The organism is Alcaligenes sp. SJTW-7 (assembly GCF_047716895.1).
GTDB lineage: Bacteria > Pseudomonadota > Gammaproteobacteria > Burkholderiales > Burkholderiaceae_B > Alcaligenes > Alcaligenes ammonioxydans.
The window spans coordinates 1,537,592-1,563,210 of sequence record NZ_CP136682.1; the positions used below are offsets into that span (position 1 = coordinate 1,537,592).

At 55.6% G+C, this 25,619-nt stretch carries 20 protein-coding genes, 1 tRNA gene and 1 pseudogene; 13 read left to right on the forward strand and 9 right to left on the reverse strand.

All coding sequences use genetic code 11. The features are described from left to right. Positions 1-62 precede the first annotated feature (62 nt). From RSQ48_RS06845 to RSQ48_RS06860, 4 genes are all read left to right on the forward strand, one after another. Positions 63-1,289 (forward strand): fatty acid desaturase, encoded by a 1,227-nt coding sequence (locus tag RSQ48_RS06845; RefSeq protein WP_003801447.1) that lies wholly within the window; start codon positions 63-65, stop codon positions 1,287-1,289. Beyond that, a complete protein-coding gene (locus RSQ48_RS06850; RefSeq protein WP_059317760.1) occupies positions 1,286-3,580 on the forward strand; it encodes a UvrD-helicase domain-containing protein in 2,295 nt (764 codons plus the stop codon). Before RSQ48_RS06845 ends, RSQ48_RS06850 begins: the two co-directional genes overlap by 4 nt. Positions 3,581-4,337: 757 nt before the next feature. Continuing rightward, positions 4,338-5,558 carry a sulfite oxidase gene (locus RSQ48_RS06855; RefSeq protein WP_193353490.1) on the forward strand — a complete coding sequence of 407 codons (1,221 nt, stop codon included), beginning with the start codon at positions 4,338-4,340 and terminating at the stop codon, positions 5,556-5,558. A 53-nt stretch (positions 5,559-5,611) separates the two neighbouring features. Beyond that, positions 5,612-5,923, forward strand: coding sequence for a c-type cytochrome (locus RSQ48_RS06860; protein ID WP_240208813.1), 312 nt, complete (start codon positions 5,612-5,614; stop codon positions 5,921-5,923). A gap of 36 nt (positions 5,924-5,959) precedes the next feature. On the opposite strand, the gene RSQ48_RS06865 is transcribed toward RSQ48_RS06860, so the two are convergent. The 6 genes from RSQ48_RS06865 to dapD form a co-directional block, all read right to left on the reverse strand. After that, the gene (locus tag RSQ48_RS06865; RefSeq protein WP_240208812.1) at positions 5,960-7,906 is read right to left on the reverse strand and encodes an alkaline phosphatase D family protein; all 1,947 of its coding nucleotides are present in this window, start codon (positions 7,904-7,906) and stop codon (positions 5,960-5,962) included. 198 nt (positions 7,907-8,104) lie between these two features. Then, a complete protein-coding gene (locus RSQ48_RS06870) occupies positions 8,105-8,491 on the reverse strand; it encodes a hypothetical protein (RefSeq protein WP_415302269.1) in 387 nt (128 codons plus the stop codon). Positions 8,492-8,605: 114 nt separating this feature from the next. Further along, on the reverse strand, positions 8,606-10,534 hold the full coding sequence (locus RSQ48_RS06875) for an ABC-F family ATP-binding cassette domain-containing protein (RefSeq protein WP_240208810.1): 1,929 nt from the start codon (positions 10,532-10,534) through the stop codon (positions 8,606-8,608). Then, positions 10,531-11,454, reverse strand: a complete 924-nt coding sequence (gene prmB, locus RSQ48_RS06880) for a 50S ribosomal protein L3 N(5)-glutamine methyltransferase (protein WP_240208809.1) — start codon at positions 11,452-11,454, stop codon at positions 10,531-10,533. The genes RSQ48_RS06875 and prmB overlap by 4 nt, the downstream gene beginning before the upstream one ends. Then, on the reverse strand, positions 11,448-12,584 hold the full coding sequence (gene dapE / locus RSQ48_RS06885; protein WP_003801435.1) for a succinyl-diaminopimelate desuccinylase: 1,137 nt from the start codon (positions 12,582-12,584) through the stop codon (positions 11,448-11,450). The genes prmB and dapE overlap by 7 nt, the downstream gene beginning before the upstream one ends. Before the next feature lie 2 nt (positions 12,585-12,586). Continuing rightward, complete coding sequence (gene dapD, locus RSQ48_RS06890; RefSeq protein ID WP_003801431.1) at positions 12,587-13,405, reverse strand: 2,3,4,5-tetrahydropyridine-2,6-dicarboxylate N-succinyltransferase; 819 nt, start codon at positions 13,403-13,405, stop codon at positions 12,587-12,589. A gap of 863 nt (positions 13,406-14,268) precedes the next feature. Here dapD and RSQ48_RS06895 point away from each other — a divergent pair. Then, complete coding sequence (locus RSQ48_RS06895) at positions 14,269-15,174, forward strand: hypothetical protein (RefSeq protein WP_415302270.1); 906 nt, start codon at positions 14,269-14,271, stop codon at positions 15,172-15,174. A gap of 91 nt (positions 15,175-15,265) precedes the next feature. Here the strand turns inward: RSQ48_RS06895 and RSQ48_RS06900 are convergent. Next, positions 15,266-15,589: pseudogene (locus tag RSQ48_RS06900) on the reverse strand (transposase); the annotation flags it as partial. A gap of 206 nt (positions 15,590-15,795) precedes the next feature. Between RSQ48_RS06900 and RSQ48_RS06905 the strand changes: the two are divergent. Continuing rightward, entirely contained in the window at positions 15,796-17,562 is a 1,767-nt protein-coding gene (locus RSQ48_RS06905; RefSeq protein ID WP_003801424.1) for an SLC13 family permease, read from the forward strand. A gap of 200 nt (positions 17,563-17,762) precedes the next feature. Here RSQ48_RS06905 and RSQ48_RS06910 read toward each other — a convergent pair whose 3' ends face one another. Beyond that, a complete protein-coding gene (locus tag RSQ48_RS06910; protein WP_240208807.1) occupies positions 17,763-18,053 on the reverse strand; it encodes a DUF202 domain-containing protein in 291 nt (96 codons plus the stop codon). A 391-nt stretch (positions 18,054-18,444) separates the two neighbouring features. Between RSQ48_RS06910 and RSQ48_RS06915 the strand changes: the two genes are divergently transcribed. Beyond that, a complete protein-coding gene (locus RSQ48_RS06915; RefSeq protein WP_415302271.1) occupies positions 18,445-18,843 on the forward strand; it encodes a DUF1090 domain-containing protein in 399 nt (132 codons plus the stop codon). Positions 18,844-19,045: 202 nt separating this feature from the next. Next, the gene (locus tag RSQ48_RS06920; protein ID WP_003801417.1) at positions 19,046-19,954 is read left to right on the forward strand and encodes a DNA/RNA non-specific endonuclease; all 909 of its coding nucleotides are present in this window, start codon (positions 19,046-19,048) and stop codon (positions 19,952-19,954) included. Positions 19,955-19,987: 33 nt separating this feature from the next. On the opposite strand, the gene RSQ48_RS06925 is transcribed toward RSQ48_RS06920, so the two are convergent. Beyond that, on the reverse strand, positions 19,988-20,413 hold the full coding sequence (locus RSQ48_RS06925; RefSeq protein ID WP_003801415.1) for a hypothetical protein: 426 nt from the start codon (positions 20,411-20,413) through the stop codon (positions 19,988-19,990). A 132-nt stretch (positions 20,414-20,545) separates the two neighbouring features. On the opposite strand from RSQ48_RS06925, the gene RSQ48_RS06930 reads away from it, so the two are divergent. The 5 genes from RSQ48_RS06930 to RSQ48_RS06950 all read left to right on the forward strand — a co-directional run bounded on the left by RSQ48_RS06930 (position 20,546) and on the right by RSQ48_RS06950 (position 25,521). After that, positions 20,546-20,788: a hypothetical protein gene (locus RSQ48_RS06930; protein ID WP_003801413.1), complete on the forward strand. Its 243-nt coding sequence runs from the start codon at positions 20,546-20,548 to the stop codon at positions 20,786-20,788. A 42-nt stretch (positions 20,789-20,830) separates the two neighbouring features. Then, positions 20,831-21,796: an arsenic resistance protein gene (locus RSQ48_RS06935; protein WP_415302272.1), complete on the forward strand. Its 966-nt coding sequence runs from the start codon at positions 20,831-20,833 to the stop codon at positions 21,794-21,796. A 167-nt stretch (positions 21,797-21,963) separates the two neighbouring features. Further along, on the forward strand, positions 21,964-22,500 hold the full coding sequence (locus RSQ48_RS06940) for an AmiS/UreI family transporter (protein ID WP_415302273.1): 537 nt from the start codon (positions 21,964-21,966) through the stop codon (positions 22,498-22,500). A 1,693-nt stretch (positions 22,501-24,193) separates the two neighbouring features. Beyond that, positions 24,194-25,252, forward strand: a complete 1,059-nt coding sequence (locus RSQ48_RS06945) for a DUF1176 domain-containing protein (protein WP_301607206.1) — start codon at positions 24,194-24,196, stop codon at positions 25,250-25,252. A 184-nt stretch (positions 25,253-25,436) separates the two neighbouring features. Then, positions 25,437-25,521: transfer RNA gene (locus tag RSQ48_RS06950), tRNA-Leu, on the forward strand. Positions 25,522-25,619: the final 98 nt, after the last annotated feature.

Below are 25,619 nucleotides of genomic sequence, written 5' to 3' on the forward strand. Positions count from 1 at the left end.
AGGGGTTAGGTGAGCTACACTTTTCCAGTTTCCCTTAACAAAAATCAGGTCTAAAAGGGTCTATGCAATCGTTTCTTTCTTTTCTTGCTGACGGATGGCTGCAACTGTCTTGGTGGCAGCTTATTCTCGTTATTTTGGCGATGACACATGTCACTATTGTGGCAGTGACCGTATTTCTTCACCGCAGTCAGGCGCACCGCGGGCTGGACCTGCATCCAGCGCTGATGCATTTCTTCCGTTTCTGGCTTTGGATGACCACTGGCATGGTCACGAAGGAATGGGTTGCGATTCACCGCAAGCACCACGCCAAATGCGAACGTGAAGGCGATCCTCATTCCCCCGTTGTCTTTGGCCTGGGCCAGGTGTTTTTCCGTGGCGCAGAGCTTTACCGCCAGGAAGCCACCAATCCGGAAACCCTCAAGCGTTTCGGTCACGGTACCCCCGATGACTGGCTCGAGCGCAACCTGTACAGCAAGTACAGCATGCTGGGTATTACCATCATGCTGGGTATTGACCTGTTCCTCTTCGGCCTGCTGGGTCTGACTGTCTGGGCGATCCAGATGGCCTGGATTCCTTTCTGGGCAGCCGGTGTGGTGAACGGTCTGGGTCATGCGATCGGTTACCGCAACTTTGCCAGTCCCGATACCAGCACCAATGTGTTCCCGTGGGGCATCATCATTGGCGGCGAGGAACTGCACAACAACCACCACGCTTACGGTACATCGGCCAAGTTCTCCAGCAAATGGTACGAGTTTGATCTGGGCTGGTGCTATATCACGGTGTTCAAGGCACTGGGGTTGGCCAAGGTCAAGAAGGTGGCTCCCAAGCTGCGTCTGGAACCGAGTGTGCCGTCGAATGCCCCCGTGGAAAGTATCAGTCTGTCCACCCTGCAAGGCGTGATCACGCACCGCTACGAAATTTTGGCGCGCTATGCGGACATCATCAAAACCACCGCATCGGAAGAGATCGCCCGTTTGAAGCCACAGGTGAACAAAGACAATCCCAATTGCTCGTGGGCCTTGTTGGAAAGCTGCAACGACTGGATCGGTCGTGGCGACGATGTTCTGGCCCCTGAGCAGCGTGCGGAGCTGGAAAATGTGGCAGCGGGTAACTCGCGCCTGTCCATTCTGGTTCGCATGCAGCGTGAGCTGGCCGGCATCTGGGAGAGTTCCAGCGCATCGAGCGAGCAGTTGCTCGCGGATCTGCGCGCCTGGTGCCAGCGTGCTCAGCAAAGTGGCATTGACAGTCTTGAGCAGTTCGCCTTGCGTCTGCGCCGCTACGCGGCATGATGGATCGCTTAAACCCGGAACAGCGAGCCGCCGTCACCTTACCCTCTGGCCATGCCTTGGTGCTGGCCGGAGCTGGTAGCGGGAAAACCAGTGTCCTGACCTCCCGAATGGCCTGGTTAATCCAGACCGGGCAGGTCAGCCCACACGGCCTTGCTGCTGTTACCTTCACCAATAAAGCCGCGCGCGAAATGCTGACGCGGCTTACTTCTTTATTGCCCATCGACACCCGCGGTATGTGGGTGGGAACCTTCCACGGTCTGTGCAATCGCTTGCTGCGCATGCATTATCGCGATGCCGGGCTGGTACAGACATTCCAGATTCTGGATACGGCTGACCAACTGGCCTCTATCAAGCGCCTGGTCAAGGCCAATAATATTGATGACGAGAAATTCCCGCCCAAGGAAATCCAGAAATTCATCAATGCTTGCAAGGAAGACGGCCAGCGTCCTGGAGACCTGGACGCCCACGATCCCCACCGTCGCCGTCTGATCGAGCTCTATCAGCTGTATCAAGATCAATGCGAACGGGAGGGCGTCGTAGACTTTGGCGAGCTGCTGTTGCGTGCCTACGAGCTCCTGTCTCGTAATGCCCCTATTCGCGAGCATTATCAGCGCCGTTTCAAGCACATTCTGGTCGATGAGTTTCAGGACACCAACGTCCTGCAGTATCGTTGGCTGCGCTTGTTGGCGGGTGAGCAGGCCAGTTTGTTCGCCGTGGGTGATGATGACCAGTCCATCTATGCGTTCCGTGGTGCGAACGTGGGCAATATGGCCGACTTTGAGCGCGACTATGCTCGTGGCAATGTGATTCGTCTGGAGCAGAACTACCGCTCCTGTGGTCATATTCTGGAATCGGCCAATGCGCTGATCGAGAATAACAGTGGCCGTCTGGGCAAGAATCTGTGGACGGATAGTGGCGAAGGCGAGCTGGTGCGCATCAGCGAGCTGGCCTCCGATGCTCTGGAAGCGCAATGGATTGTGGATGAAGTTCGCGCCTTGATTGCCGAGGGCAAGCCGCGCCGCGAGATTGCCATTTTGTATCGCAGCAATGCCCAGTCGCGGGTCATTGAGCACAGGCTCTTTTCCCAGGGGCTGCCCTACAAGGTGTATGGCGGCCATCGCTTCTTCGAGCGCCAGGAGATCAAACATGTGCTGGCGTATCTGCGTTTGATGGATAACGCGGATGACGATACGGCGTTTTTGCGTGTCGTGAATTTTCCCACGCGCGGAATTGGCGCCCGCTCTGTTGAGCAACTGGCCGATTTGGCGCGTGAACGTGGTACGAGTTTGCTGCGGGCCATTCCTTATCTGCAAGGGCGTGCAGCAACAAGTTTGATGCGTTTTGCCACGCTGATTCAGGATATGGCCAGCCAGGCACAGATTTTGTCCTTGCCCGAGCTGATTGAGCATGTGGTTCACCACAGTACCTTGCTGGCTCACTATCAGGCTGACCGTGAAGGCGCTGAACGGCTTGAGAACTTGCAGGAACTGGTGAACGCAGCCACCGTGTTTGTGGGTGAGGAAGGCTTTGCCGAACTGCCTGCAGGCCGTGTTCCTGAAGCTGTGCCCGGTGAGTCCGAACAGGCAATGCAAAATCCGGAGCAAGCGGCAGCCTCTGTACTGGCACCCATGTCGCCCTTGGGCTCCTTCCTGACCCATGCTTCGCTGGAAGCGGGCGACAATCAGGCACAGGCGGGTCAGGATGCGATTCAGTTGATGACCATCCATGCGGCAAAAGGACTGGAGTTTGATGCAGTCTTTATCACTGGTCTGGAAGAGGGGCTTTTTCCTCATGAAAACAGCCTGTTTGACCCAGGTGGGATCGAGGAGGAGCGTCGCCTGATGTACGTGGCGATTACGCGGGCGCGTCAGCGTTTGTACATTACCTTGGCGCAAAGCCGCATGTTGCATGGACAAACGCGTTACGCCATGCGCTCTCGCTTTCTGGAGGAGCTGCCGGAACAACACATCAAGTGGTTGTCGGCGCGTTACACCAGTTCGCCCATGCAGTCTGAAGCCAGTTCGGGTGCGTTCCGTCGTGGCCAAAGTTGGGAGTCCAAGGACAAGAGCTACTCGGCTCAGCCCTATGGCGGTCGTAGTCACACCAGTGTTCTGGAGGTGAACGGTCAGACCTTCCGGGTCGGGCAGGGCGTGCACCACAATCGTTTTGGTGAAGGCACCATCATCAACCTGACCGGTCAGGGGGAGGATGCACAGGCTTTGATCCAGTTTCGCGAAGTGGGAAGCAAGACCCTGGCCTTGGCGATCGCCAAGCTGGATACGGTTAGCTAAGCAAGAGCCAGACAGGCCATAGCAAACTGAGGGCCCCCGCAATGACGGGGGCTTTTTTAATGCTCTGTGCCTGGAGCACCGCAAGCTCCTCTACCTTGGCCTATGAGTCTATCTCCGTCTTTGTTTCTTTCTGTTGGCCTTGGGCATGAGCAGGTTTTTTGATCCTGTACGAGTCTACGTCTGCATCTGAACAGGACGATGAACCCGGGCCTGACCCTGAAACCGAACCCGGAATGCGCTTTAAGCCGGTCCCCATCCGGGACGGCAACTTTAATCTCATCCCCAGTCCCACTCCCATTCTGACGCCTGGCCCAGGTCCTGGCCATGGCATTCACCCCAGCCTGAACCAGTGCTTGGAGTCTGGAGCTGATTTTCAGCCTTTGCTCCCCGTGTTTAAGCCGTCACGCCCAGCTTGTACGTGCTGATAAGGCAGACCACTCTTGAACCTTCTGCCATTACGGTCAGATAGTGTGCATTTTTGTCGAGCATCCGGCTCCCATGCTGGTCGGTTTAGTGTCTGTCAGCGCGCCACGTCAAGCGGATGGATAAAAGTCTAGCCTTCTTCCTCGGACGGATGAACGACTGCTCGATTTTCTAAAGAACCTTGTTTAGCGCGGGTTTCCGCGCGTTCGTCCTTGCCCTTAAATCTCAATCCAAGCGTTATATACAAGGGTTATATTTTCTAGTTATAAAATGGGTGCCCCCATAAAATCGAAGCCTAAATTAATTACAGTAACAAACATACATGGAGGCGATCATGGAACCTAGCAATCTTTCACGTCGGCGCATGCTTTTGTCGACAGGCGGGGTGATGGCCCTGGCTGGTACCGCAAGTCTGACCCCTTTGTCAGCCGCTCTGGCTCAGGAAAAGGCTAAAACGCAAGCGAAAGCTCTGCCGGCCTATGCGTCCTGGAAACATGCCGACAGTTTGATCGTGCATAGCGCCAATACGATTGAAACCAAACGCAGCGCCTTTGGCTCCGGTTTGATTACACCGCTGGATCGCTTGTTCGTACGCAATAATGTAGCCCCTCCGTCCGAGCAGATCGTGGCTGATCCGGATGCCTGGGTATTGTCCATCAAGGGGGTGAAGAACCCACAGGACATGACCGTGGCCCAGCTCAAGCGTCTGGGTCTGGTTGCCGTGCCGATGGTGCTGCAGTGCTCGGGTAACGGCCGTGCCTACTTTCCTGAAAAACCCAGCGGCACCAAGTGGACCGTGGGTGCAGCAGGCTGTGTCGTGTTCTCGGGCGTACCTGTCAAGGCTGTGCTGGAAGCTACCGGCGGAATGGACGCCGGCGCTAAGTACATGACGGGTACCGGTGGGGAGGATATTCCAGAAGGCCTGGACCCCAATACCATCATGGTAGAGCGTTCGCTGCCGCTGGAAGCGATTGATGACGCTATTTTGGCCTGGGAAATCAATGGTCAGCCCATTCCCCTGGCTCACGGTGGCCCATTGCGTTTGATCGTGCCGGGTTACACGGGCGTCAATAATGTCAAATACATCAAGCAACTGGCCTTTAGCAAGGACCAGTCGGCTGCCAGCATTCAGCAAAACAGCTACCGCATGACGCCTATGGGCGAAAAGACCAATGTGAATCAGGAATCGGTGTGGGAAATGCCGGTCAAGTCCTGGATCACCAGCCCGAACGGCGAGCCTGGCGAAGACCTCAAGGCAGGACTCGTACAGATTCAGGGCCTGGCCTTTGGCGGCATGTCCGCTGCCAAGGAGGTGGAAGTGACGGTGGACGGCGGCAAGAACTGGGTCAAGGCCCAGTTCGTTGGACCGGACCTGGGCAAGTATGCCTGGCGCCAGTTTGTGGTGGGCATGGACCTGAAGCCTGGTCAATATGAAATCGCCAGCCGCGCGACCAGTGAAGCCGGCACGGTTCAACCTGAGGAGCGCGTGGCTAACAGCCATGGCTATTTGAATAATAGTTGGCGTGACCACATGTTGGCGGTCACCGTTGTTTAAGTATTAAATGTTGTAGCCACCCCGACACGTCGGGGTGGGTGCGGAAGAAAATCATGAATAAATACCTCGTTGTTGCTGCTGCCTGTTTGTTTGCTGTTGCAGGTCAGGCCCATGCAGATGAGCAAGGCAAAGTTCTGTTTAGCAGCGGTGCCAAACCTATTGCCTGTGCGGTTTGTCATACCTTGGCCGATGCCGGTTCTGCCGGTGCCATCGGCCCTGATCTGGATGAGTTGCAGCCCTCGAAAGAGCAAATCCTGAAAGTCATGAAAGAGGGTATGGGTGCCATGCCCTCGTTCGCGCAGACCTTGAGCGATGAAGAGCGCGACGCCATCGCGACCTACGTCAGTTCCGTAGCAGGACAGTAAAACCTGCGATTGCCCCTTGGGGCAGATCTGGTCGCCTTACCCTTCAGTCTCCTGTTCAGGAGGCAGAAATTCGGTAGGCGGTTTTTTGTTGGCATTGTGATGGAGTACGCGCGCTGGACGACCTTGATCGTCCAGCCAGATTTGGCCCAGCCCTGACCCATTCCAGACGCGCTCACCATGCTGGCGTTGATCGGGCAGGCGGGGTGTGATGCTCAAGTCACGCCGTTGCGTAAACCAATTCAGCGGCGAGCGGGGCGAGTAAAGCCAACGGTTGAGCCGATCCAGCCAGTTGAGCAAACCTTCCGGAAATTCATTTTTAATGCCGCTGCTGGTGACCTGCCAGATATGCGGGATATGTTTGCTATGGCGCACCTGCACGTCGTAGACAAATGAATAATGCACATCACCGGACAAAATGACGTAATTGCCCGGCGTGCGTGAATGCCGGAAAATATTGAGCATGGTGTTGGCGGCTCCGCGGTGGGCCATCCAGTTTTCCGCATCTACTGTCAGCGCAAAACCGGCGTACGTGCAAATTCTTTGTATGACCTCAATCAGTTTGACGCCAAACATAGGGGTGGGCGAGACAATGACCGCAGCGCGTTCATCCAGCAACTCGTGCTGCAGCTCGGTCAGGGATTCCCAATCCATCAGACCGGAAGGGCGGCTGGGCAAGCGGCGGTTGTGCCAGCGGCGCGTACGGGTGTCCAGTACGATCAGCGTAGGCTGAGTGCGCAGCACATAGTCCCATTGACGGAAATCCAGCAGCTCTTTGATCAGGGCGTCCTGGGTCGCATGGTCCAGGCGATGATGCTTGTCTGGCAAACGTGTCCAGGCGTTGACGGTGTCCAGAACGGACTCAAAGACATCAGGACGGTTGCCCCAGGCCTGACACAACATATACGCCACCAGCGCATTGCCCACGATCTGACGAGAAAAAGGGTGGCCGTAGGCCGTGCTTTCCCATTTGGCCGACAGGTTCCAGTCATCGGTAATGTCGTGGTCATCAAAAATCATCAGTGTCTGTACATGCGCCAGCAAGCGTGCCGCTTGGGGCAGGTCCTGACGAAAACCTTCTAAGGCACGCGATTCACGTTGCCAGCGCTGCTGGTGCTCAGCGGAGAGCTCCGGCGGAGTGGGCTCGCCAATGATTTGCCAGGCAGTGGGGGACCAGACCAGCAAGTACATGGCCAGGACTTCGGCCAATGTCACCAGGTGATTGTGTGCATTGGCGGTAGTGAAAATGGGTTTTTCCACACCGCCGAAGAAGCGCTCGCGCAAATCTTCATTGGACTTGAAGGCAGGCAGCAGATCAGCCCGCCGATAATAGCTGGCAGGGTGGCGGTAAAGAGATTCGCTGTCGGACACGACCGCGCCTTCCAGATATTCCCCGAACAATCCCAAGCGTTCAATCAGTGCATGGATGGCTGCCAGCATTGGGCCTGCCACATCGTCGGCATAGATCTGATCGCCAGCCAGCATCAGTAAAGCGGGCCGCATATCGGCGTGGCTGATATGTTCGCTCAAGACCCGGTCGGCTTGTGCCAAGCCGTCGCGGGACGCGTGATGCGGCTTGCGGCAAGAGCCAAACATCAGATTGTCAGCGCGGCTGGACAGCACCAGGCTGGGTCGGGTTTGGCCTTGATGCAGCAGGTGAGGGGCCCAATCTGCGATGTTTTGCTCCGTTTCACACGCTGAGTGCAGAATCAGGTCGTAGAAAACAAGCGTATCCAGGGGCAGCGGGTCGGCAAGCTGCACATCAATGAAGTGGATAAAGGCGTGCTTGCCAATGGGCACGATACGGCATTGCCCGGCATCCAGTGCAATGCGATGGGCAGGGGCGCCTTGCGGTTCCAGAAGCAGTTCCAGCGACAGGGCTGAGCTGCCAACCAGCCACAAATTCAGACGTTGCGCATCGAGACGACGCAAAATAGGGCCGGCCAGCACGGGCGGCAAGTTCGAGGAGGAATGGGAGAGATTCAAACGGGTTACAGCCAGAATCAGAAAGGACAATGGACAGCATTATGCGCATAAAGTTGCACGTTGGGCGGTGCCATTGTGTGCGGGGGGCGAGCATCGGGTGCGGATGTAGGGTTTTGAGCACAGAGATGCAGATGGCGGACACCATCTGCCTGATGGGCTGTTGTGGGCAGGATGAGTAGGGTTTGGCAGCGCGGCGGTTTAGCTGTTTTCCAGGGCGGGAGTGGCCTGCAAATAAGCGGTGACTTGTGAATCGAGCTCATCCTCATGTACGACACGAACAGGAAAACCCAGCTTCTTGCTCAGCGGGGTGACGAATGCATTCAGGGAAAAGGCCATCAAGGCATTGTTCACGACCACCAGGCTGGCCGCACAGCACAGGCGTAGACGATCGCGATTGTCTTTGATCCATTGAGAAAATGCTTCTGCGTCATTGTCAGGTCCGTCTGACGCAGCTCCCGGAAGCTCGCGTGTCAGCAGCACAAAGCGCTGACCCTGTTCCAGCAAGGCTTCCAGTTGCTCTTTCCAGTTGGAAGGAGAGTCGTTCGAGATCCAGATGCGGGGAAAATCCTGTGTTGCAAGGTGCATGGTCAAGTTCTGATGTGGTCGGTTGAGGGGATAAAGGTAAGTAGTGGGGCGTGCTGGCTCTGTCTGCGTCGCCAGCAATGTCGCAGGGGCAAAGCTCTTATCGATCAGGTCGACTCAAGCCTGCCGCCCGATTTCCTCCAGGGCTTCCTGAATCTCCAGCCATTCTTCTTCCAGGGCTTGGTGCGTTTTGCTCAGCTCGCCATGCTCGCTCATCAGGGCGGGGCGTTGATCCTTGTAGCTGTCTGAATAGAAGTCCGGGTCCTGCATCAAGGTATCCAGCTCGTGCAGACGTTGCTGGGTTTTTTCCATTCCGGCTTCCACTTTTTTCAAGCGGCTTTCCAAGGGTTTGCGTTGCTGTGCCTGGCGTTGGCGTAATTCCGCTTCCTGCCTGCGTTGGGTCTTGCGGTCGGTGCCCTCATTGCCGTTATCGTTCGCTCGTGCTTCTTGACGCGCTTCCGAACGTGATTGCGCACTGCGGGCCAGTAGCCAGTCGCGGTAGTCTTCCAGGTCGCCATCAAACTCCTGAACCTGGCCATCGGCCACGATCCAGAAAGAATCAACGGTAGAACGCAACAAATGGCGATCGTGCGATACCAGCAGCACGCTGCCACCGTAATCAGCCAAGGCCGTCGCCAGGGCTTCACGGGTATCCACATCCAAGTGGTTGGTGGGCTCGTCCAGCAGAAGCAGGTTAGGTTTTTGCCAAACAATCAGGGACAGGGCCAGACGCGCCTTTTCACCACCCGAAAAGGGGGCGGTCAGGCTGGTGACCATATCACCGCTAAAGCCGAAGGAGCCGAGGTAGTTGCGCAGCTCCTGCTCGCGCACATCTGGTGCCAGCCGCGCCAGATGCTGCAAGGGAGTCGAGTCGGGATCAATGGAATCGAGCTGGTGCTGGGCAAAGTAACCAATCACGAGCCCCTTGGATTCCAGGCGTTCGCCTGTGACGGGAGCCAGCTTGCCGGCCAGGGTTTTGACCAGCGTGGACTTGCCCGCACCGTTCATCCCCAAAATACCCACCCGGGCGCCGCCCCGCACCATCAAACGTACCTGGCTCAAAATAGGCTTGTCTTGTCCAGGGTAGCCCAGGTCGGCCCGATCCAGCATCAGCAGTGGGTCAGGGGTGTACTCCGGTGAGGGCAGGCGAATCGATACGCTGGAGTCGTCACGCAAGGGTGTCAAGGTTTGCATGCGTGCCAGGGCCTTGACCCGGCTTTGCGCCTGCTTGGCCTTGGTGGCCTGTGCCTTGAAGCGGTCAATAAAGCTTTGCAGACGGGCGGCTTCACGAGTCTGGCGTTCGTACGCAATCTGACTTTGCTGTACGCGTTCGGCGCGTTGCATCAGAAAGTCGTTATAGCCACCCTTGTAGCGAACCAGTTTGCCTTGGTCTACGTGCAGAATCGAACGAGCCACTGCATCCAGAAATTCGGTGTCATGCGAAATCAGCAAGACAGTGCCGGGATAAGAACCCAACCAGCGCTCCAGCCAGAGCATGGCGTCCAGATCCAGGTGGTTGGTGGGCTCGTCGAGCAAGAGCAGGTCCGAGGGGGCCATCAATGCGCGTGCCAGTGACAAGCGCATTTGCCAGCCGCCGGAGAACTCGCGTACCGGCAGCATCCACTGATCGGGACGGAAACCCAGCCCTGCCAGCAGTTGCTCGGCACGCGAGGGAGCCGACCAGGCATCGGCCTCGATCAGCGCATTTTCCAGCTCAGCAATGGTCTGGCCGTCGCTGTCAGGGGTATTGGCACGCTGTTCCTGCAAGGCTCGCAGACGTTCGTCACCATCGATAACGAATTCGCGGGCGGGGCGGTCACGGTCCGGGATGGTCTGGCGCACACTGGCCACTTCCCAGACCTCAGGAATGCTCAGGTCGCCCCCGTCCAGGTCCAGCTCGCCTTGCAGCAAAGCGAACAGCGAGGACTTGCCTGCGCCGTTCTTGCCCACGATACCCAGACGCTCGCCTGGGTTAACGATGAAATCGGTATTGTCCAGCAGGACTTTGACGCCGCGACGCAGCGTAATTCCAGTAGCGCGTATCACGGGGCCAACTGCTCCCGGCTTAACAGGAGAATCTGGTCTTCAGCGGTTTCCGTGCTTAGCCAGATCGGTTCCAGCTCCGGGAAGGCGGCAACAAAGTTGTCATACTCATTGCCAATTTCCAATACCAGCACGCCTTCGGGGGAGAGGTAATTGGGCGCGGCTTCCAGAATGCGCCGCACCAGATCCATGCCGTCGTCGCCTCCCGCCAGGGCCAGTTGCGGCTCGTGACGGTATTCCTGCGGCAGGTTCTGCATGGACTGCTCATTCACATACGGCGGATTGCAAATGATCAGGTCATAGGCGGTTTGCGGCACCTGGTCGAGCAGATCGCTCTTGAACAGGCTCATGCGATCGTTCAGTCCGAAGGCATCAATATTTGACTGGGCCACTTCCAGCGCGGCATCGGACAGATCGACGGCATCGACCTGCGCCTGGGGGAATGCCAGTGCCGTCAAGATAGCCAAGCAACCCGAACCGGTACATAAATCCAAGGCGCTGTAGATGGCATCGGGGTCGGCAATCCAGGGCTGGAGCTGCTCGGCCAGCAACTCGGCTATCGGAGAGCGCGGTACGATGGTGTCGGGCGTGACACGGAAGCGATGACCTTGCAGCCAGGCCTCACCCGTCAAGTAGGCTGCGGGAACACGCTCATTGCAGCGACGGGCGATCAGGGCCAGATAGGCAGTGCGCTCGGACTCCAGAACAATGGCATCCAGATAGGGGTCCAGCGTGTCCAGCGGCAGGTGCAAGGTATGCAGCAGCAGATAGGCAGCCTCGTCCCAGGCATTGTCACTGCCGTGGCCGAAGGCCAGTTCACAGCGGTTGAATTGGCTCACGGACCAGCGCAACAAGTCGCGCACGGTGCGCAGCTCCTGCTGGGCGTGGAGCAGGGAGGAATGATCGATGCAAGGGCTTAACAAAGCAGGGATTCCAATGTACGGCGATAAATGTTTTTAAGAGGCTCAAGATCAGCAATGGCAACATGCTCGTTGATTTGATGAATGCTGGCGTTGAGCGGGCCAAATTCGACCACTTGAGGGCAGATTTTAGCGATAAAGCGACCATCTGAGGTGCCACCGGTGGTGGACAGATCCGTTTCCAGACCGGTTTCAGCTTCAATGGCCTTGGCCAGGGCCTGGCTCAGAGGGCCGGCCTCTGTCAGGAAAGGCTCGCCGCCCAAGGTCCAGGTGAGCTGGAAATCCACGCCGTGACGGCGCAAGATGGACTCCACTTCCGCCTGTAGACCGGCAGGAGTCTGCTCAGTAGAAAAGCGAAAATTGAAGTGGACATCCAACTGGCCGGGAATCACATTGCTGGCGCCAGTTCCGGCGTGGATGTTGGAGATCTGGAAGCTGGTGGGGGGGAAATCGATATTGCCAGCGTCCCACATGCGATCGGTCAGTTCATGCAGTGCAGGAGCGAACACATGCAGCGGGTTGATGGCCAATTGCGGGTAGGCCACATGGCCTTGGCGGCCCTTGACGATCAGGTGGCCTGACAGTGAGCCGCGACGGCCATTTTTGATGGTGTCGCCCAGTTGGCGCGAGCAGGTGGGTTCGCCCACAATGCAGTAGTCCAGCTGTTCGTCGCGCTCTTGGAGAACACGGCAAACATGTACGGTGCCATCGATAGCCGGACCTTCTTCATCCGAGGTCAGCAGCAATGCGATCGAGCCTTTGTGTGCAGGATGGGCGGTGGTGAACTCCTCGACGGCATGAAGGAAGGCCGCAATTGAGGCCTTCATGTCTGCGGCACCGCGGCCATACAGCTGACCATCGCGCACGGTAGGCTCGAAGGGGGGCGAATCCCAGGCCGCTTCCGGCCCGGTAGGCACCACATCTGTGTGGCCTGCAAAAACAAACAGGGGGGCCTGGGTGCCACGGCGGGCCCACAGGTTCGAGACCGGGCCGCTGGGCAAATGTTCCAGCTTAAAGCCTGCTTGCTCCAGGCGGGCACCCAGCCATTGTTGACAGTGTGCGTCCTCGGGGGTGACTGAGGGACGGGCAATCAAGGCTTTAAGGGTATCAAGTACAGAATTGTCAGTGCTCATGTTCAGGCGCGAAGTAAATCGTTAATACTGGTTTTGGCGCGGGTACGGGCATCCACACGCTTGACGATGATGGCGCAGGCCAGGCTGTACAGGCCATCGGGCGAGGGCAGCGAACCCGGCACGACGACCGAGCCGGCAGGCACGCGGCCTTGATAAATTTTGCCCGTTTCGCGCTCGTAGATCTTGGTGCTTTGCGACAGGAATACGCCCATGGCCAGCACCGAATTTTCTTCTACGATTACGCCTTCCACCACTTCAGAGCGGGCGCCGATAAAGCAGTTGTCCTCGATAATGGTGGGATTGGCCTGCAAAGGTTCCAGGACTCCGCCAATCCCTACGCCCCCTGACAGATGGACATGCTTGCCAATCTGGGCGCAGGAGCCGACGGTGGCCCAGGTATCGACCATGGTCCCTTCCCCGACATAGGCGCCGATATTCACGAAAGAGGGCATCAGCACTACGTCGGGGGCGATATAGGCACCTTGGCGTACGACGGCGCCGGGGACGGCGCGAAAACCGGCTTGGGCAAAGGCGGCCTGGTCATGTTGCTCAAACTTCAAAGGCACCTTGTCATAGAAGGGAGCGGGCTCGCCAGCCATGACGCGGTTTTCCTTGATTCTGAAAGACAGGAGAATCGCTTTCTTGACCCAGTCATTGACCTGCCATTGTCCGTCAATCTTTTCCGCCACGCGCAGGGAACCGTAATCCAGCTTTTCAATCACGGTATGGATGGCCGTGCGCAGTTCAATGCTGTGTTCTTGGGGGGAGAGGGAAGCTCGCTGTTCCCACGCCGATTCGATCAGACTTTGGAGGTCGCTCATAGGCTAGGCTCTGTGTGAATTCAGGCCGTCATTGGCAGTATCGGGATACAGAAGGCGCATGATGCGCGGCTTACCACCGCAGCGGCCGAGCTTGAATGGAGGCAACAGGATAACCGAGTCTGCCCCATCCATGTACGGTTTTATGGCTTTCTGTAGTGCTTTTGAGGGCCTGATGCGGCCGTTCTGGGCTCTGGCTGGAGTCGTGTGCGCGTTGCCGGGCTTGGTGGATAAGAAAAAGCTTGAACCTGATAGCAGGTTTACCGGGAGGAGTGCAGACATTCTTCTGAGATTATTTTTTGAGTTTTTGCATTCTTGTTTTCCGATAATTTTTTATTGATTCGCCATTTTCGCTTATTTCAGTTATTTCATTGGTGCTGGTGGGGATTATTTATCTATGCTGTGTGCGTAAATAAATATTTCCAAAGACTAAAAAATAAGTATGAAAAGCGGAGTTGGTATTAGCCACCCATCAAGAGTTTTTCACGAAGCACGAGGATGTCGCCTGATAGTTGAGCTTACCGGATATCCGATCTTCCTCTGTGTGGCACGTCAAAAAAGGCTTGCAAGCTTTTTGCAAAAGGGACATGTCAGGGTTTTACAGAGCAATGACCTTGCGTTCCCCGTGCAAATCGAATTGGTTTCGTTTTTTACATTTTATAAGATGTAGGGGTTTTTTATCTGCCTAGAATGACGACGAGGACAGTGTTGTTAATAGCATTTTGCTTTTAATGTCTCATTCGAATGGAGGGGTTATGAGATCAATTCTTTTATGGCTCTTGGGTGTACCTATCCCTATCATCATTTTGTTGGCTTTGTTCTGGCACTGAGGTGCTTGCGATCACAATCCGGAATAAGGAATCATCATGGCTACAACGCAATTTGGTTCAGATGCAGGTTTGGGTACGCCCGCCGTAGCGGAGTCCTCGCATTCAGCGGTATCGTGGGGCGCCGTCATTGGAGGGGCCGTCATCGCCGCTGCCATGACCGTGACCTTGCTGGTGGGCGGGACGGGTCTGGGATTCATGGCGATCTCTCCTTGGAACAATGATGGGGCCTCGGGCACCACGATCGCTATCGGCACAATTGTCTGGTTGTTCCTTACACAGATCATTGCTTACGGGATGGCGGGCTATATAACCGGTCGCCTGCGCACCAATTGGACGGGTGTGCATGGTGACGAAGTCCATTTTCGCGATACGGCACACGGTTTCCTGGTCTGGGCTGTCAGTGCCGTCGTCAGTGTGTTTCTGCTGGGTTCTGGGGTGGCATCGCTGGTGTCGGGCACCGCTCAAGCCGGCGCCAATCTGGCCGGGGCTGGGGTAGGCGCTGCCTCGGCGGTGGTAGGGCAGGCGGGTAAGGATCAGATGCAGGGGCCAGGCCTGGGTTACTTTACCGATAGCTTGCTGCGTCCTGCTGATCCGGCTAATGCACCGGCGCAAACGGCCAATCCAGAGCGTGAGGTCAGTCGTATTCTGGCTCGCAGCCTGGCCGAAGGTCAGGTGTCTCAGCAGGATCAGGACTATTTGCTGAAGCTGATTGCCAATCGTAGTGGTTTGACGCCCGAGCAGGCCAAAGAGCGTCTGGATTCGGTGCAGCAGCAAGCCAAGGAGGCGGCCGAAAAGCTGGAACAACAGGCGCGTGAAGCAGCAGATGCTGCTCGCAAGGCCGCTGCCGCCTTTGCCTTATGGGCCTTTGCCTCGTTGCTGGTCGGTGCGTTTGTGGCGAGCCTGGCCGCAACCATAGGAGGACGGGCGCGTCTGAAGCTCTAAACCGGGTGGTCGGGACGGCGCGCGAGCTCCGTTCCCGTATTCATCCTTACAAGGCCCCCGACTCCTGAGCGACCGGGGGCTTTTTTTTGGATCATTGAGCATTACCGGGGAAAGCGGCGCGGATGTTGAGGAAGAAGAACTCATGGACTCGGTAAGCGTAGGCACGCCGCTTAATGAGCTTGATGGTGTTGTTGAAGCCCTCAACGATACTGGTGTTGAGGCGATGTCGGCATGCGGCCAGAATGCCATGCAGATAGCCTTTCGGGCACTGGGCGAAGGTGTTTAAGAGGGTTATTTAACTGTGCTCGGCCTGCTCGCAACAATGATGCCAAGTTTGTTTTGCCCAGGCAGATCTTCGGTAGAACCAGAGTCGCTTGAGTTCGTCCAGCAGGACATAGACCCTCAGCAGACCCCTGCATCGGCGCACACTGTTATTCAATGGTGCCGCCTACCGCTTAGCGATGCTCTCGCTATATGACTTGCCCAGGAAAGCCTCGTTCTACATTGATTCCTTTGCTGCGCGAACTTGTGTTTTTTTGTTCCGTAAGGCTATATGCAGCGCTTGGGACGCTGGATTTTTACCTATACTGAGCAACACAGAATAAACAGGAGTAGGGCAGCATGACAACAGAGATTGCAGTGGTCTTGGGTCTGGCTTTAATAGCGATTGTCTTGTTTGCTACCGAAAAACTCAGAATAGATGCCATTGCCTTGTTGGTGTTAAGCACCTTGGCAGTGCTGGGCCTGGTGACTCCTGAACAGGCGGTGGGTGGGTTTAGCAATCCGGCCACCGTAACGGTGGCTGCCATGTTTGTGCTGGCAGCGGGCCTGCAAAATAGCGGAGCACTCTCGGGAATTGGAGATTTGCTCAGCAAGGCCCGCTCACCGTTCCAGTTTTTACTGGTGTTGTTTCTCGTTCTGGCTGTGATTGCCCCGTTCGTCAATAACACCGCGGTGGTGGCGGTGTTCATTCCCATCGTGATGGCTGCCAGTGTGCGTATCGGGATGTCGGCTTCCAAAGCGCTGATTCCCTTGTCTTATGTGTCACAAATGGCGGGGGTCTGCACCTTGGTCGGTACGTCCACCAACCTGCTGGTCAATGCCATTGCCCGTGATCTGGGTCATCCCGGCTTTACCATGTTTGAGTTCACCGCCCTTGGTGTGATCTGCATGGTGGTCGGCTGTATTTACTTGCTGACAATAGGACGCTGGTTATTGCCTGACACGCGCGCGGGTGAGCTGGTCGAGCAATATGAATTGGGCAAGTACATTACCGAGCTGCGCGTGATGCCCGACTCGTCTTTGATCGGGCAGTCTGTGGGGGACGCCAAACTGGGCGAGCAGTACGGGGTATTCGTGCTGGAGCTGTTGCGAGGCGATACCAAAGTGTGGGGGCCGCGCGAACAGAAGATTGAGGCGGATGATGTGCTCTTGGCGCGCGGTGACTGGACCAAACTCGACGAGTTGCGTAAAGAGGCGGGACTGGAAGTGGACCCGCAATTCAAGCTGGAGCAGCAGTCGTTTGAGCAGGTGGACCAGGTGTTGACTGAAGTCATGATCGCTCCCCGTTCACGAATCAGCGGGCGCACCTTGGGTAGTCTGGGACCGGGCTGGCACAAGAATGCGACGGTGCTGGGCATACATCGTCGTGGTCAGGTGTTGCGTGAGCAGTTGCGGGCGGTACGTTTGCAGGTGGGCGACATTTTGTTGATGTTGACCCCCGCGGCTGAAAAAGCGGACTTGCGGTCGGACAACAACATTATTGTGCTGTCTGAACGGGAGGCGGAAAAGGAGATGGGCTGGCGCGCTCCCTTCGCGCTGTTCACCATGGCTTTGGTGATTGCAATTCCCGCCCTAGGCTGGGTACCTATCAGCATTACTTCCTTGGTGGGGGCGGTGGCCATGACCCTGGCGGGCTGCCTGAAGGCGGATGAGGTGTACGACGCGATTGACTGGCGCATCATCATCCTGATGGCCGGTTTGTTGCCTTTGGGCCTGGCCATGAGTGAGACAGGGGCTGCTCAGTTTCTGGTTGAAAACACGGTGGGTCTGGTCAAGTCATTTGGGCCCTTGACCGTGCTGGCGGTGGTGTACATGATGGCGCTGCTGTTGACCGAATTCATGAGCAATGCCGCAGCGGCGGTGTTGCTCACGCCGATTGGCATGTCCACGGCCAAAATGATGGATGTGGACCCTACTCCATTTCTGATTGCCGTCACCTTTGCCGCCTCGACCAGTTTTGCCACGCCCGTGGGGTATCAGACCAATACCATGGTCTATGGCGCCGGGGGTTATCGTTTTGCCGATTTTCTCAAGGTAGGCGTGCCCCTGAATCTGATCTTCTGGGTTCTGGGCGTCGCACTGATTCCTGTTTTCTGGCCTTTTTAAGCGCAAGGCTGGCGACCGCCTCACGAAGGGCCTGGCTCATGTCTTGCTTCCCTTCAAAGAGACGCGCGCTTCAGGTTTGTCAGTTCGCCCGTTGGGCACCTGATTGTATCGAGGCAGAATAGGAGGACCAGCGCCCGGGCATGATAGTGTACCGAGGGGTTTGGGGGCGGGCTTAACCGTAAAAAATGGGATTGCAGGGATTAAATCAGGGAACCGGCGGGCTGCTGATCTCCTGGATTTTTGCGGTGATAGCTCAGTAACAGCACCCATAAGACAGCCAGGCACAAACCGTACGCCATAGCCCCGTAAGAGACGGAGATATCAATGCCACAGACACGGGAGAAGCGGTCGGCTGTATCGCAGATATTTTTAATGGCCAAAATGAACACAACCGTGTTCACGGCCATGGCAAGCCAGGCGGAAAGCGTGCGTTCTGCCCAGATCAGGCTGGCTACGGCCAGCGCTGACAAAGGCATGACGGAGTGAAGCACACTGGTGCGCCAGGCAGAATAAGCCTGGGACGTGTTGAGCCAACTTTCGCTGACGTGCGCAAAGGGAAAGAGTCCGAGCACAATCAGAACAGCGCACAGGAAAAAGATCAGTTTCCTGATGGTAAGGGTGAACACGATAACGGTAGAGATTCGCTTTATGAGGATTTCGAGTGTAACTGATGTGTTTTATGCGCAAAGACAAGTTATGTAAGTTCATTGTCACAATTTGCGATAAATTTGTTACTTAAAGATAGCATAAACGCAGGAACATTCGAATTTAATCATGGTTTCATGACAAAACGACGAGAGCGCAGTGCAGGGTGGGGAGATACCCACCCGGAAGACGGTCGTGCCCGTGCGCTGAGCGGATGAAATTGACAGGAGAAAAACGATGAGAATAGCCGCTGCGTGCTTGAGCATCGTACTAAGTGTCATGGCTTTGCCTGTGTGGGCGGATAATCCCGCCTGTCAGTATCGGGCGGCAGAAATTCAGAATCAGATCGACTATGCCCGAGAGCATGGCAATGTGCATAAGCAGCGCGGCTTGGAGCGCGCCTTGACCCAGGTCCAGCAGCATTGCAAGGACGAAGATCTGCTGCGAGATGCACAGGAAGCGATCCGTGAGCAGCAAGAGGAGATTCAGGAGCGGATGGAGGAAATTGCTCAACAAACGCGCAAGGGAGATACCGACAAGGTTCGGAAGCTCGAGCAGAAACTTGAGCGCGACCGGATCGAGCTGGAGCAGTTACGGGAGGAGTTGAACGAATTGCAGGCGTTGGGCGCGATGTAAAAGAGCGGCGACGCAGGCAAGGAGGGTAGGGGTCAGTGCCCTCTGCAAATAGTCTGCGGCAAGGGGTTCAACGCAGAACACGGGCCCCTTGTGGGGCTACGCGCCGTGGAATGGGAAAGGACTGCTTATAATCACAGCTGTGGTGGGCACAATGTTGTAGGCCGATCACGTATAAAACAAGAGTGGTATGAGCAGAAAGAAGATGGGTCGCGGTATAGGAAAAAGCAGCAGCAGGAAAAAAACAGGGGGAGCGGGTCCGGCTCGTTTTTTGAAATCTGTCCTGGCCGCCGCTCTGACCAGTTTCGGGATTGCCACGGCCTGGCTTCATCCCCAGGGGCTGAACTGGCAAAGTGTGGAGCCCTGGTTGCAGTCGCTGGGCTTGCCTGGCTACACGGCTCAGGACCATGTTCCCGTGCCGGCGTCTGTAGATGGTTATGTTCAGACTTCTTTTGCTCATTGTCCACAGTTCTTTCCCGGCGCCCGACCTGTGGTGCCGATGGCTTACACGCAAAGAGAGCTGTGCTTTAGCTCTTTTGCGATCTTGCATAGCGGTCAAACCAAAACGCCGGTGTTTGTAGCGCAGCGCTTGAATCGACAGCATATTCAGGCGGCCAAAGGCATCAAACGCACCGACCGGTTTTACGCCGAGGCGCGTTTGCCTCGGGCCGAGCGGGCTGAGTTGAATGATTATCGGGGCTCGGGCTATTCACGTGGACATATGGCACCGGCTGGCGACATGGCCTCCGAACAGGGCATGGCCCAAAGCTTTTCGCTGGCCAATATGGTGCCGCAAAATCAGATTCATAACGCGGGACCCTGGAACAAGATCGAAGCTGACACGCGTCAGTATGTCTCTCGTGCGGCAGGTCAAGTCTATGTGTTTACCGGACCTGTTTTTGAGCGTAATGCCAGGACGATCGGGGCCAATCAGGTTGCCGTGCCCAGTCATTTGTTCAAGCTGGTGTACGACGCCACCACAGGGCGCGCCTGGGTACATTGGCAGGCTAACCAAGCCTCTACCCGTGCCGGGCCGCCGATCAGCTATCCAGAGTTCGTGCGCCGTACCGGTTTGCACCTGCTGCCCGATTTAAGCCTCAAAGGGGCGGAGTAAAAACCGTTTTTGGGGTGCCGCCGTCGGGTTGTGCTACTTGTTCAGGACCGCGTGGACCTGATCTTCGGAAAAGTACACGCTGTCACCTTGTTCAAAAACGGTGTAGCTGATGTTCTGCTCACTGACCACGCCCCGGAAATAAGCTTTTGGGGTGGCGGGCGCCTGGGTGATACGAACCGTGATATAGCGTTCGCTGGTGTAGGAAACCAGTTGCACGTGCATGTCCGGTTTCAGATCCAGCGCCCCGGGAAACCGGTCCAGGTCGTCATGGCTGACCACAACCCGGAAAGCCGTGGGTCGGTGAATGACATAAGCCTCCTTGATGCGGTGATGCAAGGTCAGCATCCTGTGCGCCTCTGCGCTGCGTGCCTGATTCGGAGTGCGGACCTGCTCTTCCAGCTCAGCGCTTGGCATGATGTTCAGGACTTGGGCTAAAAGCAGAAATTGTTCGTGAGTCATGAATTGCAAATTGTCAGAAAAAGAGAATCGACGTGCTTTGGAGCCTCGGGGTACAGTGTGCCTATTGTCCGCGATTGGCTTTTGTTTCCATTGGCGGTAAATGCAATAAAGATTTTTTGTGGGGAAAACGCAATGATGGTTCGACGACTAACTCAAAGTGCGGCGGTGTTGGGTTTGGCCGCTTTGCTGGCCGCATGTTCTTCGCCCAAGCCCGGTGCTGGCCCCGTATCAAAACTCTTTAACGAATGTACCTGGGACCGGGAATCCTGCATGTACGAGGGTCGCTACGAAGCGGGCGAGAGCGAGTACGCCGAACGCCAGGCCCGTGATTTGAACCGTCAGTCGGCGGCGCGTTTGCGTCAAAGCCGCCTGTGATTTCTTGGTGGCAGTGAGCGACCGGCGTTGCACGTCGAGGGTGTGAGCGTGGTGCGAGCGCTATTGGAAAGCAGACAAATTGCCATCTATTTTGGGGTGATGGTGCTTGCTGCCGGTCTTTCCCAGGTCTGGGTGTTGCCGGTCAGTCTAGTGGACTGGGTCAATCCGGCGCTGGGCTTCATGCTGTATGTCACCTTTTTGCAGGTGCCCCTTGCCCAGTTGGGCAAGGCGCTGACGCAATGGCGCTTTCTGCTTGTTTTGCTGATTGCCAACTTTGTTCTGATTCCTCTGCTGGTATTTGCCTTGTTGCCTCTGCTGCCCGAGCACGATTTGTTGCGCTTGGGTGTGTTGCTGGTTTTGCTGGCTCCGTGTGTCGACTATGTGGTGACCTTTGCCCATATGGGCCGGGCTGATGCACGTGCACTCTTGGCCGCTACCCCGATATTACTGGCTCTGCAAATGCTGTTGTTGCCTGCCTACCTGCGTTTGGCCTTGGGAGAGCAGTTGGCGTTGTCTATTCAGGCCAGACCCTTTCTGAACGCCTTCGGCTTTCTGATTCTGATGCCGCTGCTACTGGCGGCTGCCACTCAGTATCTCGCTGCCAAACGTGCGGTTTGGGCGAAGATCCATCTTGGTTTGGGTTTCGCGCCTGTGCCTGCCACCGCTGCGGTGCTTTTTATGGTGGTGGCCGCTGTTTGGCTGCAATTGGAACCCGCACTGGACGTGATAGGGCGCGTCGTACCGGTTTACCTATTATTTGCGGTTCTGGCCCCGATGATTGGCTGGGCGGCGGCGCGGCTGGCGGATCTGGCAGCTCCCATGCGGCGTGCCGTTGCATTTAGCACTGCCACGCGTAATTCGCTGGTTGTCCTGCCGTTGGTTCTCGCGATTCCCGGCGCCATGCCTTTGCTGCCAGCCATCATTTTGTCCCAAACCTTGGTGGAGTTACTGGCACAGCTGGTCTATGTGCGTATGGCAACTCGACGCCAAGAAGCTACGCAGGCTTGAGCAGGCCTGTGAGCCCTGCACAGTTCTTTCTTATAGCGCTTATAAAAAAACCCACATGGTGATGCGCTAGCTACGCTCTATGATCTGCTCCGCCTCCGTGCCGAGTGCAATCTTTTGTGGCGTGCCTGTTCTGTGCTCGCCTATTTACTACTTGGGAAAACTTCAACATGCTAGTTGCCGCTTTTCTGGCGTTTGCAGGCCTGTGCCTGTTCGTGAATGGTGTTCGTCTCTACTGCTCTGAAGGCCACCACACGGAAAGACTGGTGAGCGCCAAAGATGCCGCCATCGTTAATTTGTTCACCGCTGTACTGGGATTTATCTGTATGTCCCACATCCTGAATCCCGCCAACAGCGCTGCCTATTCCCCTTTGTCAGCTGTCTATCTGGGCCTGTTTGCCTTGACTTACTTCTGGGTGGGGGTGAATGCCTTCACAGGCAGTGATGGTCGGGCCCTGGGATGGTACTCCTTGCTGGTGGCGTGTATAGCTGTTCCGGCTGCATTGACTAATTTGCGCGTGGCCGAGCAGGTTTTTGACTACTGGCAGGTAGTGAGCTGGCTGTCCTGGGCTGTGCTCTGGTTCATGTTCTTCTTGCTGCTGGTTCTGAACAAGCCTATTGCCAGGCTGACTGGCCTGGTATCTGCGGTGCAAGGGGTACTAACGGCCCTGTTGCCGGCGTTGCTGTATTTTTGGGGTGTGATTTAGGCTCCAGGCTGGAGGGAAAAGAGAGCCCCTCCAGTTCGGGCTGCAAACCCAAGACCGCTATGGCGGTCTTTTTTTATAGGATCGCTTGATACGGGGGGCGCAGTGTGCTTGCGTGTTTTCATTGAGTAAGCTGTTAAGACGCGGGCCAGCTGAGAGGGTTTTTAAGGAAAAATGAAAAGTAAATTAAGGCGGATAAATATTTGGTTGTCGGTGGGGAGTTAAAAAATATATTTCCCTAATTTACATTGGAATTGTTAATGATTTTTTTAATTGATGCTAAAGTGAATGGGTTTGCTAGTAATAAGCCGATGCGGTTATTGATTTTTCACTTTTTTAGTGGAATAGGCATATGGCTTTACGATTTTTGATTGATCCGTGAAGGAGTTTGAATCGTGTACCATGCAGCCGCTTCCAGTCCAGCCCCCCAGCCCAGGCCGGAGCCTAAACCCATGCGTTGGCCTGGTGATTTTCCGGGTAAACATGATAGGCAGGATTAGCTTCTGCTAGATGCAAAAAACCGCTCTCCTTGAGCGGTTTTTTCTTATTTGAAAATTAACCCTGTCAGACCTCTACCCCTGAGAGAACCAGGTGTATGCATATAAAAGCAAAAATCAGTTTTTTTCGAATGAGAGAGAGGCGGCTAAGGTTTACCGGTCTTGGCTAAGAAGAATGGCTGAAAGAGGGCTTGCAGAAAGGCATGATGAGGCTTGCAACGCATTGGGAACATAGTCTGTTAGCAATTTTGGAAATAGGCTGGCTACCGCTCTTTCTTTTTCAAGCCCTTTATAAGCAAAACCGGCTTATTTATAACATCCAAAAAAAGGTACACCGACGATGAAGAAAAGGAGAGGGATGCTGCCTTTCTTTGTGTGGATTCACGGCGTGGTAATGGAAAAAAAGTGCTGCTGACTTGCTTTAATGCTGAAATAAAAGACGGCAGAGTTTTTGTGCTTTATGTCAAGAAAGAAGCGGAATGAAGATGGTACTTGCAATCAAGGGATAGAGGTTTTTCTGGTGATCGATTTTTAACTCAAAAGTATGGTGGCTGATAGCTTGGGGTGTTTGTTTTTTTGTTGCTTTCTATACGGTAACTAGGTCGCTGTATATCAGTATCTTCGGGAATAGGCGCAGTAGGGGCTGGCTATATATCGTTGCCGACAGTAATCTATGATTTGGTGGCTTTCTACCTGATTCGCTGGATGGGGTTTTTACCTAAGTGCCCCAGGCAGTGGCAAAGCAGGAGTCAATGCCATTTATGGGCGATAGATGCTAGCTGATATGGTATTTCAATAATAGTTTTAATTCTTATTTAGGCGTATAGGAAAACGAGATATGCCAAGCAACCCTCAGCCAAACCCCACCCCTAATCCGGACCCTAAGCCCACCCCGGCTCCGGAGCCCGTTCCCGGCCCGAAACCGATGCGCTGGCCCAGTGACTTCCCGGGAAAGCATGATCGACACTCGTGACCGCTGACGAGTGATTCCAGAAGCAAACTTTCGAGTCTTGTAGCCTTAGGGCCGGCGCTTCGTATTCAACGGTGTTTTCGCCCGTTTCCTCCTTCGCAAGGCATAGGTAGAGCGTTGCGCGCACGGACGACTACCGCACAAATTCGCTAGGTAAATTGTGCCCGCCGTGTGGATAAAATGCCGGTACGTGAATTGAGCTGAAAGAAATTTTTGGGGAGTAACGGAAATGAGTAGGGCAAAACAAGATGACAACGTGCTTTTTTCAGTGCGCATGCTGGCAGTGTCCCTCGTGTTGGCGATGAGTAGTGCGGCTGCCAAGGATGTGTCAGTCACCTTTTCTCATAAGGATTGGGATCTGAGCTGTGATAACACCCTGACTTGTCGTGCCGCCGGTTACGCACCTGAGAGTGAGGAGCCAGGTTCAACCGTGCTGTTAACTCGTAAGGCAGGCAGGGGGGAGCCGGTTGTCAACAAGGTGATGCTTGCGCACTATGACGATGCTCAGCAGCAGACAGGTGCGGCGCCAGAACTGTTTATCGCAGGTCGTACTGCAGGCCGATTAAGCTCGGCGGGCGATGAGTCATGGCAAATGAGCGAGGATCAGTTCACTCGCTTTCTGGCGGCCTTGAAAAAAGACGATGCTCTGTCTTTCCGCCGGGATGACCGAACCTATTTGTTCTCAGGGGCAGGTTCAAGTGCGGTCTTGCTGAAAATGGATGATGTGCAAGGGCGCGTGAATACGCCAGGGGCGATTTTACGTCAGGGAAAGGCGAGTGAGTCGACGGTGAAGCTCCCCCTTGACGCCCCTCGTATTACTCGTGCCCCGGTTATCGATAAGAACCTTCGTCCCATGAATCAGCAAGAGGACGCCTTGATTCGGCCAGTGCTGTTGCAGGCGCTGGCAGCCGATGCCGAGCAGTCCTGTAGTGATGACAGACTGTCCGAACCTTGGGAAATCGCACGACTTGATCCGCAGTTTTCCCTCGTTGCCGCACCGTGCTGGCTGGCGGCTTATAACGCGGGGGACGCCTATTTTCTTGTCAGTAATACCATGCAGTCGGCTCCCGTGTTGGTGAGTGACAGTGCTACCGGGTACGACAATGGTCTTATCTCCTCTGCGATGAAAGGCCGCGGGTTGGGGGATTGCTGGAGCTATGAAACATCGGTCTGGGATGGCAGCCGCTTTGTAGAAAGTGAACGTGGTGATACGGGGCGTTGTGCCCTGATTCGGGCAGGAGGAGCCTGGGATATCCCGGTCTATGTCAGCGAAGTGGTCGGACCCTAGGGAACAAACCGGCCACGGACGCCGTTTGCAGGGCATCCTTGGGCGTGCCGGCCCAAGGGGCCGGTGCAAGCGCCTATACGGTCACCGAATCAGGGCGCGTTCCAGGCGGGCCCTGATCTTTTTTTGCCAGTTCAGGCACTTGCCTAGGGTGAAAATCCACGATAGAATCTACGTCTTTCGTGTTGCGAACGTGGCGGAATTGGTAGACGCACCAGATTTAGGTTCTGGCGCCGAGAGGTGTGAGAGTTCGAGTCTCTCCGTTCGCACCATCAAACGAAAGCCGATGTTTTACAAAATCAATTTTAAATACGTCAACGGTTTCGTTTTTTCTTCTTATTGTCTGGCTTTTGACAGACTGCTTTCACGC

What these genes read in the sequence shown, in the direction of transcription:
- RSQ48_RS06855 (WP_193353490.1), top strand. Translation starts at nt 4,338, where the DNA reads ATGGAACCTAGCAATCTTTCACGTCGGCGCATGCTTTTGTCGACAGGC.
- RSQ48_RS06870 (WP_415302269.1), bottom strand. Translation starts at nt 8,491, where the DNA reads ATGCACCTTGCAACACAGGATTTTCCCCGCATCTGGATCTCGAACGAC.
- RSQ48_RS06845 (WP_003801447.1), top strand. Translation starts at nt 63, where the DNA reads ATGCAATCGTTTCTTTCTTTTCTTGCTGACGGATGGCTGCAACTGTCT.
- RSQ48_RS06905 (WP_003801424.1), top strand. Translation starts at nt 15,796, where the DNA reads ATGACAACAGAGATTGCAGTGGTCTTGGGTCTGGCTTTAATAGCGATT.
- RSQ48_RS06930 (WP_003801413.1), top strand. Translation starts at nt 20,546, where the DNA reads ATGATGGTTCGACGACTAACTCAAAGTGCGGCGGTGTTGGGTTTGGCC.
- dapD (WP_003801431.1), bottom strand. Translation starts at nt 13,405, where the DNA reads ATGAGCGACCTCCAAAGTCTGATCGAATCGGCGTGGGAACAGCGAGCT.
- RSQ48_RS06915 (WP_415302271.1), top strand. Translation starts at nt 18,445, where the DNA reads ATGAGAATAGCCGCTGCGTGCTTGAGCATCGTACTAAGTGTCATGGCT.
- RSQ48_RS06940 (WP_415302273.1), top strand. Translation starts at nt 21,964, where the DNA reads ATGCTAGTTGCCGCTTTTCTGGCGTTTGCAGGCCTGTGCCTGTTCGTG.
- RSQ48_RS06925 (WP_003801415.1), bottom strand. Translation starts at nt 20,413, where the DNA reads ATGACTCACGAACAATTTCTGCTTTTAGCCCAAGTCCTGAACATCATG.
- RSQ48_RS06895 (WP_415302270.1), top strand. Translation starts at nt 14,269, where the DNA reads ATGGCTACAACGCAATTTGGTTCAGATGCAGGTTTGGGTACGCCCGCC.
- RSQ48_RS06945 (WP_301607206.1), top strand. Translation starts at nt 24,194, where the DNA reads ATGAGTAGGGCAAAACAAGATGACAACGTGCTTTTTTCAGTGCGCATG.
- RSQ48_RS06860 (WP_240208813.1), top strand. Translation starts at nt 5,612, where the DNA reads ATGAATAAATACCTCGTTGTTGCTGCTGCCTGTTTGTTTGCTGTTGCA.
- dapE (WP_003801435.1), bottom strand. Translation starts at nt 12,584, where the DNA reads ATGAGCACTGACAATTCTGTACTTGATACCCTTAAAGCCTTGATTGCC.
- RSQ48_RS06920 (WP_003801417.1), top strand. Translation starts at nt 19,046, where the DNA reads ATGGGTCGCGGTATAGGAAAAAGCAGCAGCAGGAAAAAAACAGGGGGA.
- RSQ48_RS06850 (WP_059317760.1), top strand. Translation starts at nt 1,286, where the DNA reads ATGATGGATCGCTTAAACCCGGAACAGCGAGCCGCCGTCACCTTACCC.